Origin of the sequence: Parasulfitobacter algicola (genome assembly GCF_013315265.1) — a bacterium.
Lineage (GTDB): Bacteria > Pseudomonadota > Alphaproteobacteria > Rhodobacterales > Rhodobacteraceae > Parasulfitobacter > Parasulfitobacter algicola.
In genome coordinates, this window is record NZ_JABUFE010000002.1 from 316,807 (window position 1) to 334,838 (window position 18,032).

At 51.5% G+C, this 18,032-nt stretch carries 21 protein-coding genes; 5 read left to right on the forward strand and 16 right to left on the reverse strand.

The features are described 5' to 3' along the window. Both ruvA and ruvC read right to left on the reverse strand, forming a co-directional pair. Positions 1–654, reverse strand: coding sequence for a Holliday junction branch migration protein RuvA (gene ruvA, locus HRQ87_RS05370; RefSeq protein ID WP_174136015.1), 654 nt, complete (start codon positions 652–654; stop codon positions 1–3). Further along, positions 651–1,157, reverse strand: a complete 507-nt coding sequence (ruvC, locus tag HRQ87_RS05375; protein WP_174136017.1) for a crossover junction endodeoxyribonuclease RuvC — start codon at positions 1,155–1,157, stop codon at positions 651–653. The genes ruvA and ruvC overlap by 4 nt, the downstream gene beginning before the upstream one ends. A gap of 366 nt (positions 1,158–1,523) precedes the next feature. On the opposite strand from ruvC, the gene HRQ87_RS05380 reads away from it, so the two are divergent. Beyond that, a complete protein-coding gene (locus tag HRQ87_RS05380) occupies positions 1,524–1,745 on the forward strand; it encodes a DUF1127 domain-containing protein (protein ID WP_174136019.1) in 222 nt (73 codons plus the stop codon). Positions 1,746–1,837: 92 nt separating this feature from the next. On the opposite strand, the gene HRQ87_RS05385 is transcribed toward HRQ87_RS05380, so the two are convergent. From HRQ87_RS05385 to HRQ87_RS05400, 4 genes are all read right to left on the reverse strand, one after another. Then, positions 1,838–2,104: a hypothetical protein gene (locus HRQ87_RS05385; RefSeq protein ID WP_343035142.1), complete on the reverse strand. Its 267-nt coding sequence runs from the start codon at positions 2,102–2,104 to the stop codon at positions 1,838–1,840. A 176-nt stretch (positions 2,105–2,280) separates the two neighbouring features. Beyond that, positions 2,281–3,153, reverse strand: a complete 873-nt coding sequence (locus HRQ87_RS05390; RefSeq protein WP_174136023.1) for a 50S ribosomal protein L11 methyltransferase — start codon at positions 3,151–3,153, stop codon at positions 2,281–2,283. Positions 3,154–3,205: 52 nt separating this feature from the next. After that, on the reverse strand, positions 3,206–3,856 hold the full coding sequence (gene msrA / locus HRQ87_RS05395) for a peptide-methionine (S)-S-oxide reductase MsrA (RefSeq protein WP_174136025.1): 651 nt from the start codon (positions 3,854–3,856) through the stop codon (positions 3,206–3,208). A gap of 157 nt (positions 3,857–4,013) precedes the next feature. After that, on the reverse strand, positions 4,014–4,559 hold the full coding sequence (locus HRQ87_RS05400) for an invasion associated locus B family protein (protein WP_174136027.1): 546 nt from the start codon (positions 4,557–4,559) through the stop codon (positions 4,014–4,016). Between the two features lie 177 nt (positions 4,560–4,736). On the opposite strand from HRQ87_RS05400, the gene HRQ87_RS05405 reads away from it, so the two are divergent. Next, the gene (locus HRQ87_RS05405) at positions 4,737–5,732 is read left to right on the forward strand and encodes an asparaginase (RefSeq protein ID WP_174136029.1); all 996 of its coding nucleotides are present in this window, start codon (positions 4,737–4,739) and stop codon (positions 5,730–5,732) included. A gap of 458 nt (positions 5,733–6,190) precedes the next feature. After that, entirely contained in the window at positions 6,191–6,316 is a 126-nt protein-coding gene (locus tag HRQ87_RS20445; protein ID WP_281356590.1) for a hypothetical protein, read from the forward strand. Positions 6,317–6,586: 270 nt separating this feature from the next. Here HRQ87_RS20445 and HRQ87_RS05410 read toward each other — a convergent pair whose 3' ends face one another. The 9 genes from HRQ87_RS05410 to HRQ87_RS05450 form a co-directional block, all read right to left on the reverse strand. Continuing rightward, complete coding sequence (locus HRQ87_RS05410; protein ID WP_174136031.1) at positions 6,587–7,030, reverse strand: molybdenum cofactor biosynthesis protein MoaE; 444 nt, start codon at positions 7,028–7,030, stop codon at positions 6,587–6,589. A 1-nt stretch (position 7,031) separates the two neighbouring features. Further along, the gene (gene moaD, locus HRQ87_RS05415; RefSeq protein WP_174136033.1) at positions 7,032–7,280 is read right to left on the reverse strand and encodes a molybdopterin converting factor subunit 1; all 249 of its coding nucleotides are present in this window, start codon (positions 7,278–7,280) and stop codon (positions 7,032–7,034) included. Beyond that, positions 7,277–7,942 (reverse strand): CDP-diacylglycerol--glycerol-3-phosphate 3-phosphatidyltransferase, encoded by a 666-nt coding sequence (pgsA, locus tag HRQ87_RS05420; protein WP_174136035.1) that lies wholly within the window; start codon positions 7,940–7,942, stop codon positions 7,277–7,279. The genes moaD and pgsA overlap by 4 nt, the downstream gene beginning before the upstream one ends. A 17-nt stretch (positions 7,943–7,959) precedes the next feature. Next, on the reverse strand, positions 7,960–9,834 hold the full coding sequence (uvrC, locus tag HRQ87_RS05425) for an excinuclease ABC subunit UvrC (protein ID WP_425501514.1): 1,875 nt from the start codon (positions 9,832–9,834) through the stop codon (positions 7,960–7,962). A gap of 276 nt (positions 9,835–10,110) precedes the next feature. Then, positions 10,111–10,887, reverse strand: a complete 777-nt coding sequence (locus HRQ87_RS05430) for an SDR family oxidoreductase (protein WP_174136039.1) — start codon at positions 10,885–10,887, stop codon at positions 10,111–10,113. Positions 10,888–10,901: 14 nt separating this feature from the next. After that, on the reverse strand, positions 10,902–11,864 hold the full coding sequence (locus tag HRQ87_RS05435; RefSeq protein ID WP_174136315.1) for a calcium/sodium antiporter: 963 nt from the start codon (positions 11,862–11,864) through the stop codon (positions 10,902–10,904). A 168-nt stretch (positions 11,865–12,032) separates the two neighbouring features. After that, entirely contained in the window at positions 12,033–12,827 is a 795-nt protein-coding gene (locus tag HRQ87_RS05440; protein ID WP_174136041.1) for a S49 family peptidase, read from the reverse strand. Positions 12,828–12,908: 81 nt separating this feature from the next. After that, entirely contained in the window at positions 12,909–13,670 is a 762-nt protein-coding gene (locus HRQ87_RS05445; protein ID WP_174136043.1) for an ABC transporter permease, read from the reverse strand. Then, a complete protein-coding gene (locus HRQ87_RS05450; protein ID WP_174136045.1) occupies positions 13,667–14,593 on the reverse strand; it encodes an ABC transporter ATP-binding protein in 927 nt (308 codons plus the stop codon). The genes HRQ87_RS05445 and HRQ87_RS05450 overlap by 4 nt, the downstream gene beginning before the upstream one ends. A gap of 219 nt (positions 14,594–14,812) precedes the next feature. Between HRQ87_RS05450 and HRQ87_RS05455 the strand changes: the two genes are divergently transcribed. Together HRQ87_RS05455 and HRQ87_RS05460 are read left to right on the forward strand one after the other, a co-directional pair. Next, complete coding sequence (locus tag HRQ87_RS05455) at positions 14,813–15,682, forward strand: extracellular catalytic domain type 1 short-chain-length polyhydroxyalkanoate depolymerase (protein WP_174136047.1); 870 nt, start codon at positions 14,813–14,815, stop codon at positions 15,680–15,682. 35 nt (positions 15,683–15,717) lie between these two features. Beyond that, entirely contained in the window at positions 15,718–16,497 is a 780-nt protein-coding gene (locus HRQ87_RS05460) for an SGNH/GDSL hydrolase family protein (RefSeq protein ID WP_174136050.1), read from the forward strand. On the opposite strand, the gene HRQ87_RS05465 is transcribed toward HRQ87_RS05460, so the two are convergent. After that, a complete protein-coding gene (locus HRQ87_RS05465; protein ID WP_174136052.1) occupies positions 16,448–18,022 on the reverse strand; it encodes a hypothetical protein in 1,575 nt (524 codons plus the stop codon). The genes HRQ87_RS05460 and HRQ87_RS05465 overlap by 50 nt on opposite strands. Positions 18,023–18,032 lie beyond the last annotated feature (10 nt).

The window sequence follows — 18,032 nt, forward strand, 5'->3', positions numbered from 1 at the left end:
TTATCCCTTCGGTGCCAACAGCTTTAACGCAGCCTTGATCAAGCCGCCCACATCCGCGCCAGGATCATCGCGCGCGGCTTCGGCCACGGCCCCCGCCGCTTCGCCGGGCGCATATCCCAAATTGCCAAGCGCCGACAGCGCCTCTGCCTCAGCCGCCGCGTTGGTGGGCGGCGCCGCGGTTGCCGGGGTCTCGATGACCTCGGCGATCGCCACCCCTTTTGCGGCCTGCAATGTTCCACCCATGGCCATCACGCCGGGCGCCTTGTCTTTCAGCTCATTCACAACACGCTGCGCTGTCTTGGGGCCAATCCCCTTGGCCGCCTTGACTGAATTCATATCACCCAGCGCAATCGCGCGGCCCACACCATCTGCGCCCAAAGCACTCAGGATCGCCATAGAGGCCTTGGCCCCCACGCCCTGAACGCTCATCAACAAGCGATGCCATTCCTTTTCGACAAGCGTGGTAAAGCCAAACAGCTGCAACAGATCTTCGCGTACCAGCAGATCGGTATAAAGCGCCACCGCCTGCCCTGCAGGTGGCAATGCCGCCAAAGTCCGGTCCGAACAATAGACAATATAGCCCACACCGCCCACGTCGATCATCACATGATCCACACCGCGATAATCGACCCGACCTGATAATTTCCCGATCATGCCATCGCCTTTTTCAAAGCGGCTGCCAAATGCCCTGCGCTGGTCGCATGATGGGCATGACAGATCGCAATCGCCAGCGCATCCGCCGCATCCGCCCCTGCAATCTGAACACCGGGCAGTTGCAGCCGCACCATATGATCCACCTGTTTTTTGTCCGCGTGCCCCGCACCCACAACCGCCTTTTTCACAGCATTTGGGGCATATTCCCCCACACTCAGCCCGGCGCGCGCGGGCACCAACATCGCAATCCCGCGCGCCTGGCCCAGCTTCAGCGTTCCTGCCCCGTCGCGGTTAACAAAAGTTTGCTCGACCGCTGCCGTGGTGGGCTGATAATCCGTTACCACCTGACACAACTGATCAAACAGCACCAAAAGACGCCCAGCCAATTCCCCTTTTTCAGATTTACAAATTCCGTTCGCAACATGACTAATCCGCGGGCCATCTACATCAATGACCCCCCATCCCATATTGCGAAGCCCGGGGTCGATTCCCAAAACGCGCATGACTGCTCTGTCTTTCCTGACTTATTGTTCCTTCGGGGTTAGCACGAAACGCGAACAAACGCCAAACAGAAAGCGCATTTAATCATTGCGGCGCATCTGCAACAGGAAAACGGATCATACCTGAAAATATTTCAAAATTTTCTTACATTCCATAATGGCCGTTTTCGCCACAGCGCATTAGAAAAACGACATGACCATAGGTAAAATTTCCTAAAAACGACAGTCATTTAGACCAAATACGACCTATGCAGAAATTGCAAGGAACCTATGCGAAAAACAGGGTGGTTCAATCAAAAACCAACGTCTATCTGGCGTTTAGAAAATCAACACTTATCAAGTATCCCGCTGTTCAAAAGGTCAAGAAAAATGGCAGTTTTAGAGACAACTCCGGTTTCCGGAAAACCCCGCCTTGGCAATTTTGCCGTCAATCTGTTTGCGGCGATCATGTCTTGGCATGATGCACGTGCAACACGCAAAGCCCTGTCAAAACTTTCTGCACGTGAGTTGAACGATATCGGCATTGGTGCAGGTGACATCGACCGCATTTCGGTTGCGCTTAAAAAACAGGTCATCATCGGTCTGAACTAAGATCAACGTTGTTTGTTTTGACAAACAGACGTTTCAAACAAAAAAGCCGCGCTTGATATCAAGTGCGGCTTTTTTAGTGAGTGGACTCTTGGTTAGTTTAAGTATGTGCCGATTTGTCCGGCAATCCACTGTGTCAATGGATCAACCTGCATTGCCCATGCACCCGCTTGTTCAACCCCAGTCCCCTGCTGAAGTGTCGCAATGCGCTGTCCATAAGTTGCATCGCCCAGCTGAGCCAGCAAAAATCCTTTGAACGCGAAAAACGCGATGATCATCAGGATAATGCCCTTCACAGGGAAACGCGGAGCAGCACGGCGCGGACGCGCAATGATCAGTCCATCGTGGTTCACAGATGTCACAACGCCCCGAGACATCCGTGTGTGTTTTTTATTTAATTTCCGTAGGCGTCGGTCAAATTCTATCTGCGACTTGTCCAACAAAACCTCCATACGAGCAGCTACAATTAACAAAATGTTACAAATGATTATGACCAAAATGCGGCGCACGCAACACTGACGTGGTTAATTGCCTAATATCAGCCATTTTTCCGCATGATTAGCGCTGACCAATCACCAATATTGTCAGTACGAACCAGATTGTAACCGTTTTCAGTGTAAATCGATATGACCTCCTGTGTCTGATCCGTCAACAATCCCGAGAGAATCAAATATCCTCCAGGTTGTGAATGATCTTTCATATCGCGCAAAAGGTGTATTAAGGGCGATTTCAGGATATTTGCAAATATTAAATCAAAGGGCGCTTTGGCTTTTATGTCGGGATGATCAAAGCCTACAGCCTCAAGGCAGGTCACGCGATCTGCCAGATTATTGGCCTGTGCATTGACCTGCGCCACTTCAACTGCGACCGGGTCGATATCGCTGGCGATGACATCATGTGGCCAGATATGTGCCGCAGCCATCGCCAAAACGGCCGTACCGCACCCAACATCAATGACGTTCCGCGCGGTAACCCCACTTTCGATCAGAAAATCCAGTGCCTGCAGACAACCAAGTGTTGTCCCATGGTGCCCCGTGCCAAACGCCATCGAGGCTTCGATCAACAGTGGCACCTTGTCTGCCGGCACCTTATCCGCATCGTGCGATCCATAGACAAAGAACCGGCCTGCTTCGACCGGGGCCAATTCACGTCGCACTTTGGCGACCCAGTCGACTTCGGGCAATTGCGATACCGTGAATGGCTTGGCGTTAAATGCAGTGGCCAATACTGCCAGTCCAGCGGTATCGGGTTCTTCAATGAAATAGCCGCCCACTTCCCATAAGCCCGATCCATCCTCGATCTCGAACACGCCGACACCTGAGGGTTCCGGCACAAGGCGTTCCATCGCCTCGCCCAAAGCCTCGGCCTGGTCTTTGCCTGCCAGGGTCGTCAGCGCCGTGAATGTAGTCATCGAAATGTTCCCTATCTATTGAACGCGCGCTTAGGCACGTGGGAACAAAACGTCAAGCGGATGTACCGATCGGGCACGTCACACCGGTACCGCCGATCCCGCAGTATCCATTTGGATTTTTCGCCAGATATTGTTGGTGGTAATCTTCGGCATAATAAAACGTCGGGGCGTCGATGATTTCAGTTGTGATCGCACCATATCCAGACGCGACCAGTCTTTGCTGGAATTCTGTCTTGGTCTGATCCGCCAGTTCGCGCTGCGCATCGTTATAGGTATAAATCCCGCTGCGATACTGGGTGCCGGCATCATTGCCCTGCCGCATACCCTGTGTCGGGTCATGCCCTTCCCAGAACACCCGCAGCAGATCGCCATAGCTTATCACCGCCGGATCATAGACAACCCGCAGCACTTCATTATGGCCTGTCTGACCTGTACACACTTCTTCATAGGTGGGGTTCGGGGTATAGCCCGCCGCATAACCAACCATCGTCAGATAAACGCCATCCAGCCCCCAGAACATCCGTTCGACACCCCAGAAACAGCCCATACCGAACATCGCTTCTTGCATACCATCCGGAACAGGCCCCGTCAGCGGACGCCCGTTCACAAAATGCGCATCAGCCGTTGGAATGGGCGTCGCCCGTCCCGCAAGCGCGTTTTCCGGCGTGACCATTTCGGCTTTCTTGCGCAATATCTGAAACATCCTGTTCCCCTTTGTGGCTTAACAGGTATCTAGTTACGAAAACCGCGCAGTCCAGAGCCTCGTCCGGCACGTAACACATACGTTGAAACAGCAGCAGTCCTAGATATGCTACCGGACTTTCTGTATTATATGAAATTATCTTTATTTTTGAGAGATATCACCTGGAACAACGTGCCTCTGCGTCTTCTACAGCGGCTGTATATCCTCTTAAAGAAAAAGTATCTTTAGTCTGATTACCGCGTGCAGATCTTGCAATTAATATTGCATCAGCGCCACGGCGCATTGCCTCAACAATCTTTTTATCCTCTTCCGGGCTTAAGGCCCAAGCCCATTCACCATCAGTATATAATTGAAATTCATCAGATGCGACTTGCATTGTAACCGTTGAGCCTTTTGCAAAAGGATATCCACCAGTAAAGTTCAGTTGGCCAGATACACCCGCCCCTGGTCTAAAAAACGTGATTAAATAGGTTGGGTCTCTGCGGACAGTAACGGTGCGACCATCACTCAGGCTAGTATTTTCAACTTCTACAGGGGAAGAGACAGCCCAACATTCCGTTGGATTACTCTCAGCATAAACACCCCAATCAAAATGTTCAGCTACTAGATTTGTCGATTCTTGTGCTTGCGCCTGTGATTGGGTCACACCCAAACCAATTGCAAAACAAATTGCCACTGCTGCGCAGGTTATTTTCAATGTCATTCCTACAGCCTCCAAGCTGCTATTGCCTCGTGCCCTTTTGCCAATCATCCGGTCTGATACCGATTTTTGCTGGCGGGTCTGTTATCAACTCGATATGCGCACAATAGCGTAAAAAGACGTCGGGGGAAAAGCCCTGAAAATATCACGATCTGCGGAACCTTGCTGGAGACATCGCAAATGACACACCCTGCCCCCCTTGTAGACATCTGGCGCGGCGACCTTTTGGAAAGCCAGCACACGGGCCACGCGGTGATTTGTGATGACACAGGCCAGATCGTGGACGCATGGGGCGACCCTGATGCGGTCATCTTTCCGCGATCGTCCTGCAAGATGGTGCAAGCATTGCCCCTGATCGAAAGCGGTGCAGCCGATGCATTTGGACTAAGTGACGAACATCTGGCGCTGGCGTGCGCATCGCATCAGGGGGCTGCGATCCACACCGACCGGGTCAGCAGATGGTTGGACGATCTTGACCTGGGCGATGCAGATCTGCGCTGCGGGCCGCAGGCGCCCGCGGACAGGGACGCAAAACACGCCATGATCCGCGCCCACGACACGCCTTGCCAGATCCACAACAATTGTTCCGGCAAGCATGCGGGCTTTCTGACGCTGACGAAACACCTGAAGGCAGGGCCAGAATATGTCGATATTGACCACCCTGTTCAGGTGGCGTGCAAGGATACTTTTGAAAAGTTGACAGCTGTCAACTCGTTAACATTCGGTATAGATGGTTGCTCTGCGCCGAATTTTTCAACCACAGTTCACGGGCTGGCTCGGGCCATGGCCTTTTTCGCAGCCGCCCGTGGCGGGGACACCCGATCTGATGCCGCACAGCGGTTGGTTCAGGCGATGACACGCTTTCCAGAACTTGTTGCTGGAGAAACCCGCGCGTGCACGGAATTGATGCGCGCGATGGGGGGCAAGGTGGCCATCAAGACCGGGGCCGAAGGGGTTTTCATCGCCATCTTGCCAGAAAAGAAAATTGGCGTTGCGCTGAAGATTATCGATGGCGCGACCCGTGCTAGCGAAGCTGCGATCGCTGCGATTTTAGCGCGCCTTGGTGCGCTTGATGCAGATCACCCCGCTGCACGTAAGCGGCTTTTTGGACCGATCACCAATTGGCGTGGGATTGAGACAGGCCATATACGGACCGACGCGTTTACCAAAAGTTAAGATATTCAGCTTGCAAACTAAGGGCTCCGGACCTGATGCTAGCCCCGAAAATATGTTGGACTGTTTATAACGAACGCATAAATCAGGATCACGTCAGAGGCGCTTATTCACATAAAGACAGACCTTTTGTCTTGGCATGTCTTTTGTCTTTTCAACCTTGATATCTTTCGCAGCACCCACGGCTGCGCAAGACACAAGCTGCACCGGCGGTGATGTGTCCAGTAAAACGCTTAGTTCGTTGGATACGCCCCATATATGGTCGTAGGAAGCATTATAGATCAGGATCATCGATAATGACGCAATTATGGTTGGATCATTAAAATTTCCGGATGAGCAATCCTGTCTACATGATGAGGAAAAGCGTGAAAATACTTCAGATATCGCAAATTTTGATTGGTCGAAGATAGAAACACTTAAGCAGATAGATGTTTGCATGTTCCGCATTGCGGCAAGTATTGATGATATTGATCAATTTCGGTCGTGGCTTAAAGGTCGCCGAAGGGCTGGTCAGTGGCCAGCGCATGGCGGTTGGTGCCAGCTTGATTGAAGCGGGCGCGAACCGACAGTATTCCGCATCGCAGTAGGGATAGTATACTGCCCGGATCGATGTCGATGCAACACCTCGCGCGCTGCGCGAGCAAGGCGGACCGACAGCGTTCCGTTGATGCCCTTTGGTAAGATCATCTTTGAAGTTGCCAAAACCAAATTCCAAAATGGAGCTAACAGGCAACAATGATATACCATGTGGTTGACTACATAGGGCAAGTTATCAGATTTATTATTATATCATATGCACTTATCTGACCTTAATTTCTTCTCGCGAAGAAGGCCCGCAAGGGCCTGATAAGCTCTGGTCACCAGCGGGTTAACGCAGCTTCATCCTCAGCTTTGCTGTTCACCCATTCGGACCCATCCGATGTAATCTCTTTTTTCCAGAATGGGGCGCGTGATTTCAGATAATCCATCAGAAATTCAGCCGCTTCAAATGCATCCTTGCGATGCTTTGCGGCTGTTGCCACCATCATGATCCTGTCGCCGGGTGACATACGTCCATAGCGGTGGATGACTAATACGTCTGCCAACGACCAGCGTTTAGCAGCCTGATCTGCAATGGCGCCAAGCGCCTTTTCGGTCATACCCGGATAGTGTTCAATTTCCATCACGGTCAGATCCGTATCTGTAAGATCGCGCACAATGCCAGTAAACGTGACAAGAGCACCTGCGTCTTTGCGATCTGTAGCAAACCCTGCAACTTCGGCGCCCAAATCAAACGCATCTTGTTGAACGCGGATGGTCATATCAACCGCCCGTCATCGGTGGAAAAAATGCAATTTCACGTACACCGGATAGGGGGGCGTCGAAATCAGAAAGCTCCTGATCCACCGCGACTCGCAATGCGCTGACATCTGCAAAGGCCATCGCATAGCGTTCTTCGCGGGATTTGAGTTCTTCGACCAAATCTGCGACAGTTTCAGCGCGGGTTTCAATGGTTTCTTTTGGCAACCCAATCCGTTCACGAACCCAGGCAAAATACATCACGTCGATCATGCTTCATCCTTAAGATAAGGGCGCGCCTTGTTCAGATAATCCCAACCGGTCAGCAAGGTCAAAGCAGCTGCGAACCACAATAGCGCCACCCCACTGTACCAACTGTACCAAGCCCCGTCCAAAAGCCAGCGCAACCCCAGAACATCTTGTTCCTGGCCCGTCAGGATTGCTGAGACGATACTATCATCCATGCCTTGAATGCGGACCTCAAAATGATGCTCGAATATACCGCGGGCAAACAAAACCGACAGCGCAATCATTTGCGCTGTTGTTTTCCATTTTGCCAGCATTGTGACTTTCAGCGTACTAGCGGTTTCGCCCAGAAATTCGCGCAGGCCCGATACGAAAACTTCGCGAAACAGAATCATGGTTGCAGGCAGCAAAATCCAAGGATCCATGCCGGAAAAACCTGTAACCACCAGCAGGGCAATGACCACCATTGCCTTGTCAGCAATCGGATCCAGCATCGCACCAAACTTGCTTTCCTGCCGCCAAAGCCTTGCCAGATAGCCGTCAAACCAATCCGTTACAGCTGCACTGACAAATAAAACAAGCGCGAACCAATCGGCATAGGGGCGATTGAAATACAAAAACATCACCGCAACAGCGGGCGCGGCAAGCAGACGCAAAGTGGTCAGGATATTTGGGATATTCCATTTCATCGTTGTGTCTTAGCCTGTCATCCCCGTTCATGGAAGAAGTCATAGATTGTTTCTGCAAGTGTGTCAGAAATTCCATCCACTGCTTTCAAATCCGTCAGGTTTGCGCGACTAACCGCTTTGGCCGAACCAAAGTGTCCCAACAGCGCACGTTTGCGTGCGCCCCCAACGCCGGGCACTTCGTCCAACGGGGTCGCGCCGATGGCCTTGGACCGTTTGGCGCGGTGGGTCCCGATTGCGAAACGATGGGCTTCATCACGCATTCGCTGTACAAAATACAGCACCGGATCATTGTGCCGCAACGCAAAGGGGCGTTGGCCGGTTCGATGAAACTCTTCCTTGCCCGCATCACGATCAACCCCTTTGGCAACGCCGATCATTGCGACATCATCCACACCCATTTCTGTCATGATTTGGCGCACAGCACTGACCTGACCTGCACCTCCGTCGATCAGCAAAAGATCTGGCCACATGTCTTCTTTGCGATCCGGATCTTCCTTGAGCAGGCGTTTAAATCTGCGGGTCAGAACCTCTTTCATCATGCCGAAATCGTCGCCTGGGGTCAGATCATCACCTTTGATGTTGAATTTGCGGTATTGGCTTTTCAAAAACCCTTCGGGTCCCGCAACGATCATTGCGCCGACTGCATTGGTGCCTTGGATATGCGAGTTATCATAAACCTCAATCCGCGCAGGCGGCGAATCCAGATCAAAGGCTGCGGCCAGACCTTTCAGCAGTTTACCTTGCGTGGCGGTTTCAGACATCTTACGCGCCAGACTTTCACGCGCGTTACGGGCAGCCCCTGTAATCAGTTCGGCTTTTTCCCCGCGCAAGGGTACGGCCAATTCAACCTTGCGTTCGGCTTTTTGTGTCAGCGCATCAGTCACCAGATCTTCGTTTTCGACCGGGTGGCTAAGCAAAATCAGGCGCGGCGGTTGCTTATTGCTGTAAAACTGGCCGATGAAGGCTTCCATCACTTCGGGCGCTTCGACATCGGGGCCAACGCGTGGGTAATAGTCACGATTACCCCAGTTTTGATTGGCACGAATAAAGAAGACCTGCACACAGGCCTGGCCGCCTTCCATATGTAACGCAATCACATCTGCTTCGGCCACGCCGCGCGGATTTATACCTTGGGATGACTGCACTTGGGTCAACGCACGGATGCGATCGCGCAATGCAGCGGCGCGTTCAAATTCCATTTCTTCGGATGCTTTCGCCATATCCTTGGCCAGCTTTTCCTGAATACCTGTGGATTTTCCGGACAAAAATCGTTCGGCATCGCGCACAGATTCAGCATAGTCAGCTTCGGATACTTTTCCCACACACGGGCCACTGCAGCGTTTGATCTGGTACAACAGACAAGGGCGTGTGCGGCTGTCGAAGGTGGCGTCTGAACAATTGCGCAGCTGAAAGACTTTTTGCAGTTGGTTCAAGGTACGATTAACGGCCCCTGCACTGGCAAATGGGCCGTAATAAGCGCCTTTTTCCTTTTTTGCCCCGCGATGTTTTTTGATCTGCGGAAAGCCATGATCTTTGGCGACCAGAATATTGGGAAAACTTTTATCGTCCCGCAACAGCACATTATAGCGGGGTTTCAGCTGCTTGATCAGATTTTGTTCCAACAACAGCGCTTCGGTTTCTGTTTTGGTCGTCAGAAACATCATGCTGGCTGTTTCGCGGATCATACGCGCGATCCGGCCACTGTGCCCGCTGGGACGTGCATAACTTGACACTCGTGCCGTCAGGTTCCGCGCCTTGCCGACATATAGAACCCGCGCTTGATCATCCAGCATGCGGTAAACACCGGGCGATGTGTCCAGTGTTTTCAGATAGGCCTGAATGCAGTCATGGCCTGTTAAGGGGGCAATCGAATCCGTCATACTTGCAAACATATGATTCCAACGGGTGGCTGCAATCTTATTGCGCCAAGGACAAGAGAAATTCTGTCCACTTTTTCTGTGGATAACTTCGCGTATAACTTTGCCTCAGGTGGAATTTTTCCTTGTTTAAGGGGCATTTCTGCTATTTGCCTAATTTTTAAGCTTAACGGCAACACATTGAATTTTAACGATATTTTTATGAGATCGGGCAAATCATTGATATCATTAAACTTTTTGTAACGCTTTTTTGACGAACATGAGACAAAGTGCACAACTCTGCATGTTTGTCTATTCCACACCGATAACATCGGGTGTTTGCCAGCCAAGATGCTGGCCACCGTCTACGCAAAGAAGTTGGCCTGTGATCGCATGCGCATTCAGGAAATATTCCAGCGCGGCGGTGATATCTTCTACATTGGCACCACGTTCAAGTATAGTAGCGGCCCGTTGTTTACCGAAGTGCTCGGCGGATTGACGCCCACCCTGTAACGTGGGCCCCGGACCAATGGCATTAACACGAATGCGCGGGGCAAGGGCTTGGGCCGCAGTCTGTGTAAATGCCCAAAGCCCCATCTTTGCGATGGCATACGTCATGAACTCTGGCGTCAATTTACGCACGCGTTGATCAATCATATTCACAACCAACCCTTTGGCGACCGGTTCGCCCCTATCGTCCAATTCGGGATCAGGGACTTGGCTGGCAAAATTCTGAGTCAGCACAAAAGGCGCGCGTAAGTTGGATTCAAGATGTCTGTCCCAGCTATCGCGCGTGGCAGTTTGCAGGGTATCATATTCAAAAATGGATGCGTTGTTCACCAAACACGTCAAAGGTCCGCCCAATCCCGCAATGGCATGCCCCACCAGCGCCTGTGTTTCGGCTTCGACCAACAGATCGGCCTGAACGGCAACAGCATTCCGCCCCATCTGCTTAATTTGATCCACAACCGCATCAGCGTCAGATTTTGACGTCGCATAATGCACAGCCACGTCATAGCCTTGGTTCGCAAGATACAGCGCCATGCTGCGACCAAGCCGTTTGCCTGCGCCAGTGACCAAAGCTTTCATGATAAGTGTCCCGTTTATGTCAGCAAAACAACCAGATAGGCCACATAGGCAGCTGTCAACACAGCCCCGACAATACGACCCATATTCTGCCTGAAAAAGACAAACGGGATCAGAACAACGGATGCCGCTAACATAACCCACAAATCCACACGCAGAAATGCAGCGTCGACCGGAATTGGGCCGACAAGGCTGGCGATGCCGATAATGGCCAAAAGGTTAAACATGTTCGACCCTATGACATTGCCTAATGCAACATCCGCCTGATTGCGCAATGCAGCCATCACAGTTGTTGCCAATTCAGGCAGCGATGTACCAATTGCCACAAGGGTCAGACCAATGACAGTTTCAGACATCCCAAATTCGCGGGCGATGATCGTTGCATTTGTGACCAGCAGATCGGCACCCAAGGGCAACCCAATCAGGCCTAAAACCAAAAACAAGATGATTTTCCACCATGGAATAGATGGATCAGCCCCTTCGACTTCCTCCTCTTCTTCTTCGGATTGCTCTGCGGCTTTATGGTTTGCGCGATGGCGGCGGGCTTCGATCAGCTGTTCGCCAAGAATAAAAGTCAAAGCCGCCAAAAGGATCAGGCCATGCCACCAGGTGATCGGTCCAAAAAAGCAAAGCACAATGAACAGAACCGTTGCCAACATCATATAGATGAAACTTTTTTGCGTCTGGCATTCACCCGTTCGCAATATGGATATCATTGCGGGGATGCCCAGAACCAACAGAACGTTGGCGGTGTTTGATCCAACAACATTGCCCAAAGCGATGCCTGGTGCGTTGTCCATAATGGCCTTGATGGCGATCAAAAGTTCAGGGGCGGATGTGCCAAATGCCACAATGGTCAGACTGACAATCAATGCCGGGACGCCAAGTCGCAAGCTCATATTCACAGCACCTTTGACCAGCGCATCGCCCGCCAAAAGCAGGATAATAAGCCCAAGGCCAGTGTACAAAAAAGCAGCAATCATGATTTACGATGTCCACAAGGGCATGGGCTTTTCCCAAGGCGAAAACGTCCGCAGCCGCCGCATTTTTTGGATGCAAGTCGCGCCTGCCCTGGAAATTTCAAACGACCAAACATCGCAAGCACGGCGATACCGATCAGGAAAAGGGTAACAATTTTAACCAACACTCTATAGGCCAAATCGGGCAAATTGCGCCCGTTCCTCGACCTGGTGCGTGACATCCGATATCACCTGCATGCCAAACCTTTGCAGAAATGGCTTGCGCATTTCGTAGGCTTTCAGTCTCACCTTATCGCCAAACAGTTCTTTCATCTTCGGAACCAGATGGCCGACCCCATCAACCAGCCCGATATCAACCGCTTTTTCGCCCACCCAAATTTCCCCCGTGAACAAGTCTTGATCTTCTGGCAGTTTTGCGCCCCGCCTTGATTTTACCTGCGCTATAAAAACGTCATGCAGTTGTTCAAGTATACCCTTTAGCCGCTTTACATCCGCAGGCTTTTCAGCTCGGAACGGGTCAAGCATGCTTTTGGATTGCCCGGCGGTATAGACCCGCCGTTGAATGCCGTAATTTTCGATGAATTTGTTCAAACCAAACCCTGATGAAATTACACCGATCGAACCAACAACAGATGTCGGGTCGATCCAGATTTCGTCAGCGGCAGTGGCCAGCCAATATCCGCCCGATGCAGCGACATCTTCGACAAAGGCATAGACAGGTACATCGTTTTCTTCGGAAAGGCGGCGAATGCGGGCCCCTATCAGCGAACTTTGCACAGGCGATCCGCCAGGCGAATTTATGATCAGTGCGACTGCTTTGGGTTTGCCCCTTGAAAAGGCCTTGTCCAGAACCGGAGCAATCGCATCATCGTTCAAACCACGTGCGCCTGATGCAATCATGCCATTCAGCCGTACGACCGACACCAAGGGGTCGGATTTCATAAAAGGGATCCAGCGCTTCATGATGGGCATGTAGAGTGCGACCCCCACCGGAACAAGGCATACCCCTAAATCAGATTTATGTGTTGCTTGTGATCAACGCCTTTAGCTGCGAATTCTGTACCCGGTTTTGAAAATCCACCAGATTACGCCTAGACAAATACCGGTGAAGATCCCGATTGCCATCAGGCTGATCCAGATATCCACATCGGCCACGCCAAAAAACGACCAGCGAAATCCCGAGATCAGGTAAACCACCGGGTTGAACAGCGTAATCGTCTGCCATGCCGGGGGCAGCATTGAAATGGAATAGAAACTGCCGCCCAGAAAAACAAGCGGTGTGATGACCAAAAGCGGGATCAGTTGCAGCTGTTCAAAATTTTGTGCCCATATACCGATAATAAAGCCCAAAAGGCTGAACGACAGGCAGGTCAGCACCAAGAAGGCCAGCATTGCAATAGGGTGTGCAATCTGCAGATCGACAAAGAAATAAGCTGTCGCCAGGATCACAATTCCCACGAACAGCGCCTTGGTCGCAGCCGCACCGACATACCCGATCACGATCTCGAAAAAGCTGATGGGAGCTGATAGAAGTTCATAGATCGTGCCAATAAATTTCGGAAAATATATCCCGAATGATGCATTCGATGTGGCCTGCGTCATCACACTTAGCATGATCAAACCTGGCACGATAAAAGCGGCATAACTGACACCATCAACCTGTTCGATCCGACTGCCAATGGCTGCGCCAAAGACCACAAAATAAAGCGATGTTGATAAAACAGGTGATAAAAAGCTTTGTGCCAGTGTTCTGAAAAAGCGTGCCATCTCAAAAACATAGATGGCTTTGATTGCCTGGAAATTCATGCTTCTTCCTTTACAAGATCAACGAATATATCTTCCAGCGAACTTTGCCTGGTTTGCAGATCTTTCATCTGCAAACCGGCTTTTTGCAGATCTGACAACAGTGTCGTAATGCCGGTACGCGATGATGTTGTTTCATAGCTATAAATCAGGGCCATCCCATCCCCTGATCGCATCAGATCATAACTTGCCAAGGCATCAGGAATATTCGCAACGGCGTCCTGCAGTTCGATTGTCAGACGTTTTTGACCCATCCGCTGCATCAGATCCTCTTTCGGTTCGACCAGCAGGATGCGACCCTGATTGATCACGCCGACACGATCCGCAATCGCTTCGGCCTCTTCAATATAATGGGTGGTCAGAATGATCGTTACGCCATCGGCTTTCAGGTTTGCGACGACGTCCCACATGTCTTTACGCAGTTCAACATCGACACCGGCGGTGGGTTCATCCAGAAATAAGACGCGGGGTTCGTGACTAAGTGCTTTGGCAATCAGTACGCGTCGCTTCATACCGCCGGACAGTTCCATGACCTTGGCACTGCGTTTGTCCCAAAGGGACAATTGGTGCAGAATTTTTTCGATATAGGCGTCATTTTTTGGCTTGCCGAAAAGCCCGCGCGACAGCTTTACGGTATTCATCACCTTTTCAAACGGCTCAAGCGATAGCTCCTGTGGCACCAAGCCGATCAAACTGCGGGCCGCACGGTAATCTGTAATCACATCATGTCCCGCAACGGTGATTTTGCCACCTGATGGAGTTGTAATGCCACAAATCGTTGAGATCAAAGTGGTTTTACCCGCTCCATTCGGCCCTAAAAGCGCAAGAATTTCACCTTCTTCGATCTGAAGATCGACGCCTTTCAGTGCCTCAAAGCCAGAATCGTAAACTTTGGTCACGTTCTCAACACTTACTACAGTCGGCATTTGAGTGCTCCTTGATCAGAGCGCCTTGTCTAAACTGCGCATATTCAAAGGAAAACACTTTTTAATGCACAGGTCTGTGTGAATTTTTGAAAGACTGTTTGTTTTTTGTGCTTTTGGATGCACTTTTTCATATCTATCGGCGAAGTCTGACCGAGCGACGGAATTGTTGCTGGACCTTGTGCGTGCAAGCATCGATCAAGTCGCAAGGGGGATTGGTGCATGACATGTTTTGAGGCCAGGCAGGCTGTGTCGGCCTATGGTCATATTGATTATAAACTGTATATTCCAAAGCGTCCTTCTAAACGCCCTGCACTTTTGATCATGTTGCATGGGTGTACACAGGACCCAGATGATTTTTCTGTCGGGACCGGGATGAATGCGCTGGCGGATCGCTATGGTTTTCTGATTGCCTATCCGCATCAGAAACGGTCCAATAATATAAACCGCTGTTGGAACTGGTATTTGCCAGATCATCAGGGTCAGATCGGCGAACCTGCAAGGATCGTTCAAATTGTGGATGATCTGATTGCAGAACATGGTGTGCATCCAAGAAAGATCTATGCCGCTGGATTATCGGCTGGTGGGGCTATGGCGGCTATATTAGGGCGGGCATATCCTGAAAGATTTGCAGCCATCGGGGTGCATTCAGGTGTTCCGACTGAGGCTGCAACAAATGTAGCTGGCGCCATGATCGCCATGCGTCACGGTGGGCGCGGATTTGTTGGACCAGGATCAACCAGAACAATCATCTTTCAAGGTCAAAAAGATCGCGTGGTCTGCCCCAAAAATGCCGACCGACTTGCGGCGGCTGAACCTGAGTTCGCGCAAGGTGGGCTGCGGCGTAAACAGATCACCCGGAACACCCGCGTGTGCAACAGGATAAAACTGCGCCGTCAAAAGCCTCAGGCGCATGTCGAATACTGGCTTATCGACGGGCTTGGCCATGCATGGTCTGGGGGCCATGCGCCTGGCAGTTATACTGATTCAAAGGGGCCGGACGCATCGGTTGAAATGGCCAGGTTTTTTCTGTCACGCAATTGGCTGGCGCACTATATTTTGCGACTACTGCGCCTGTTACGATTGAAATAACGTCCAGATATAGTCTGTATGGAAAGCGCATAGGGATGTATCATCAACCTGTTATGCAGTTTGCCATATATCTGATCAGCCATATCGTCTTGTTGCCTGTATTGGCATTTCAAGCGGTTCAAGTCCGTAAAAAAGCTTTGGTTTTGCCTGAACCTGCTGGTGAGCGACGCGGTACGATTGGACGTGGCTTACAGCTAAAGATGTTGATCTTGGGTGATTCATCGGCCGCGGGCGTGGGTGTTGAACATCAAGATCAGGCGCTTGCAGGGCTGGTGACACGTCACCTTGCAGCGGGCTATACCGTCGAATGGCAATTGGTCGCGAAAACAGGTGCGACGACCGCGTCGACACTGCGGCACCTTCAGGCTCAGCCTGCGATGGTGTTTGATGTCATCGTGGTGTCACTGGGCGTCAACGATGTGACAAGCGGGGTGTCCCTGAAAAAGTGGTTGCAAAACTATACAGCATTAATGGATTTCCTGGCGTTCGAATATGAAGCAAAACGGATATATGTGTCGGGCTTGCCGCCCCTTGGATCGTTTCCCTTGCTGCCGCACCCTTTGCGCTGGGTACTTGGCCGACAGGCCGTTAAATTTGACCATCACCTGCAAACAATTATCGAAAGCCGGACAGACTGCAGTTATATATCGCTATCTTTTCCGATGGATCCAGACCTGATGGCATCAGACGGGTTTCACCCCGGCCCGCGCGCTTATCAGGTTTGGGCGCAGTTGGTTGTGCAGCAAATCAAGTCCGAAAGCACGCTTAGTCCTGCCGGATCAGCCCGGTCAATGCTGCAGCGGCCAAGGCGGTAATGATCCAACCAAGCGTTTTGGCAAACCAACGCATCCACCATCCCGCCCGGCCCCATGGGCTGCGCGAGGTCGAAGGCGCCCAGGCGTTTTCCTGTCCCAGTGAAATTAAAGGGATCACCAGATCAGCGGAATAGGCGAATGCGTTGAAGGTTTCCCAATCCTGCCCAGCTTGCCCAGGTTGCGACCAGAACGCGCCTGGATTATCCGAATGCAGCTGTGTCGCAGTGATCCAATCCTTTGATACCAGAATGGGTGCGGCGTTCGGTGTCATATCGCCTGCGTCCCAGGTTTTTTGATAAAACAATCCCAACCCCATGATCAGCACAAATGCGAATAGAACAGCACGACCCGGCCGATAGCCATACCCAACGGTCAACCGCAGCAGCGTATCTGTCAGCCCCATCAGCGCCCACCGAATTCCGCGACCGTTTTCCTGACGCAGCAACAGACGGTTTTCCCGGCGCAGCAGTCGTTCTTTGTGCATCAAAACCAGGCGCGCGTCATTGCGGTGGCCCAACTGCTGCATCACATGGGCCAATTGTTCATAAGGTTGCGCGGTAAAGGGCATATCCGCAGGTCGACGTTCCAGCCAGGCCAACCGCGTATCCACGCCGGTTTTAGTGTGCCGGGAAAAGTCATTGTACCGAAACCCATCCAACCGCAGCGGATAACCTGCGCCCGGTCCTTCTGGTTCGTCTTTTAGTTTGTCGACCGATGCGCCTGCCAGATTAACAATCCCGCGACTGATCTGATTATCCTGGAAAAACAAAATGCCACCAACCTGGGCGCGCGCAAGGCTTAGCGCCATATCGCGACCGTGTTCTTCCGTGGCGCTAAAGACGCCTTCGCCTATCACGCTTTCTTTCAAACTGACGCTGGTATTTGAGACAAAGAAATCATGCGCAACGCGTGCGGATGAAAAGAACAATGTTCCCACTGCCACAAGCGATGTGATCCCATCCGAATAAGGATAGTTGCCCAGAAATACCGACCCGTCCACGCGCAATGATGGGGCAAAGACCGCATCCTGACCAGGGGCTTCAATATGTGCGGCACAGATTTGAAGATCGCCATTGATGCGCGCGCCTGCAAGGCTGATTTCGCCTTCGATCCGCGTTTCCGACCGCAGATATAATGATCCTGCAAAACTGGCATTATCGGCTGCCATGCCTTTCAGCAAACAACCCGAGATGTGCAAACCACGTAATCTTGTATTCACAAGGGAAATGTCGCTGTCCAAATGGCATTGCGTCAGCGTTATATCATGTTCAAGATCGCATCCCTGAAGATCCAGCGCGCCCGTGATCCAGGCGCCGCGCAAGCGTAGGCCCTTATCATGCAGACGAAAACTGGGATCTTCGTTCAATAGAATGGCACGAATGACATCGGCACGAATTGCGCGGTCTTGCGATGCCTCAATGGGTCGTTCACCGTCACCAATTGTGATGCGGGATGGTCCACTGCATTCAGCAACCAGCCTTTCTTCAGCCAGGGACAGCGGGGCGTGGTTTTCAATAAGCGGCATTCGGCAGTGA

Bases quoted from the DNA above. Each gene is read 5' to 3' on its own strand.
- HRQ87_RS05440 (WP_174136041.1), bottom strand. From the start codon at position 12,827: ATGAAGCGCTGGATCCCTTTTATGAAATCCGACCCCTTGGTGTCGGTC.
- HRQ87_RS05400 (WP_174136027.1), bottom strand. From the start codon at position 4,559: ATGACATTGAAAATAACCTGCGCAGCAGTGGCAATTTGTTTTGCAATT.
- HRQ87_RS05445 (WP_174136043.1), bottom strand. From the start codon at position 13,670: ATGAATTTCCAGGCAATCAAAGCCATCTATGTTTTTGAGATGGCACGC.
- HRQ87_RS05405 (WP_174136029.1), top strand. From the start codon at position 4,737: ATGACACACCCTGCCCCCCTTGTAGACATCTGGCGCGGCGACCTTTTG.
- HRQ87_RS05430 (WP_174136039.1), bottom strand. From the start codon at position 10,887: ATGAAAGCTTTGGTCACTGGCGCAGGCAAACGGCTTGGTCGCAGCATG.
- pgsA (WP_174136035.1), bottom strand. From the start codon at position 7,942: ATGAAATGGAATATCCCAAATATCCTGACCACTTTGCGTCTGCTTGCC.
- HRQ87_RS05380 (WP_174136019.1), top strand. From the start codon at position 1,524: ATGGCAGTTTTAGAGACAACTCCGGTTTCCGGAAAACCCCGCCTTGGC.
- ruvC (WP_174136017.1), bottom strand. From the start codon at position 1,157: ATGCGCGTTTTGGGAATCGACCCCGGGCTTCGCAATATGGGATGGGGG.
- uvrC (WP_425501514.1), bottom strand. From the start codon at position 9,834: ATGTTTGCAAGTATGACGGATTCGATTGCCCCCTTAACAGGCCATGAC.
- HRQ87_RS05460 (WP_174136050.1), top strand. From the start codon at position 15,718: ATGTATCATCAACCTGTTATGCAGTTTGCCATATATCTGATCAGCCAT.
- moaD (WP_174136033.1), bottom strand. From the start codon at position 7,280: ATGATCGACGTGATGTATTTTGCCTGGGTTCGTGAACGGATTGGGTTG.
- ruvA (WP_174136015.1), bottom strand. From the start codon at position 654: ATGATCGGGAAATTATCAGGTCGGGTCGATTATCGCGGTGTGGATCAT.
- HRQ87_RS20445 (WP_281356590.1), top strand. From the start codon at position 6,191: ATGATATTGATCAATTTCGGTCGTGGCTTAAAGGTCGCCGAAGGGCTG.
- msrA (WP_174136025.1), bottom strand. From the start codon at position 3,856: ATGTTTCAGATATTGCGCAAGAAAGCCGAAATGGTCACGCCGGAAAAC.
- HRQ87_RS05410 (WP_174136031.1), bottom strand. From the start codon at position 7,030: ATGACCATCCGCGTTCAACAAGATGCGTTTGATTTGGGCGCCGAAGTT.
- HRQ87_RS05450 (WP_174136045.1), bottom strand. From the start codon at position 14,593: ATGCCGACTGTAGTAAGTGTTGAGAACGTGACCAAAGTTTACGATTCT.
- HRQ87_RS05455 (WP_174136047.1), top strand. From the start codon at position 14,813: ATGACATGTTTTGAGGCCAGGCAGGCTGTGTCGGCCTATGGTCATATT.
- HRQ87_RS05465 (WP_174136052.1), bottom strand. From the start codon at position 18,022: ATGCCGCTTATTGAAAACCACGCCCCGCTGTCCCTGGCTGAAGAAAGG.
- HRQ87_RS05390 (WP_174136023.1), bottom strand. From the start codon at position 3,153: ATGACTACATTCACGGCGCTGACGACCCTGGCAGGCAAAGACCAGGCC.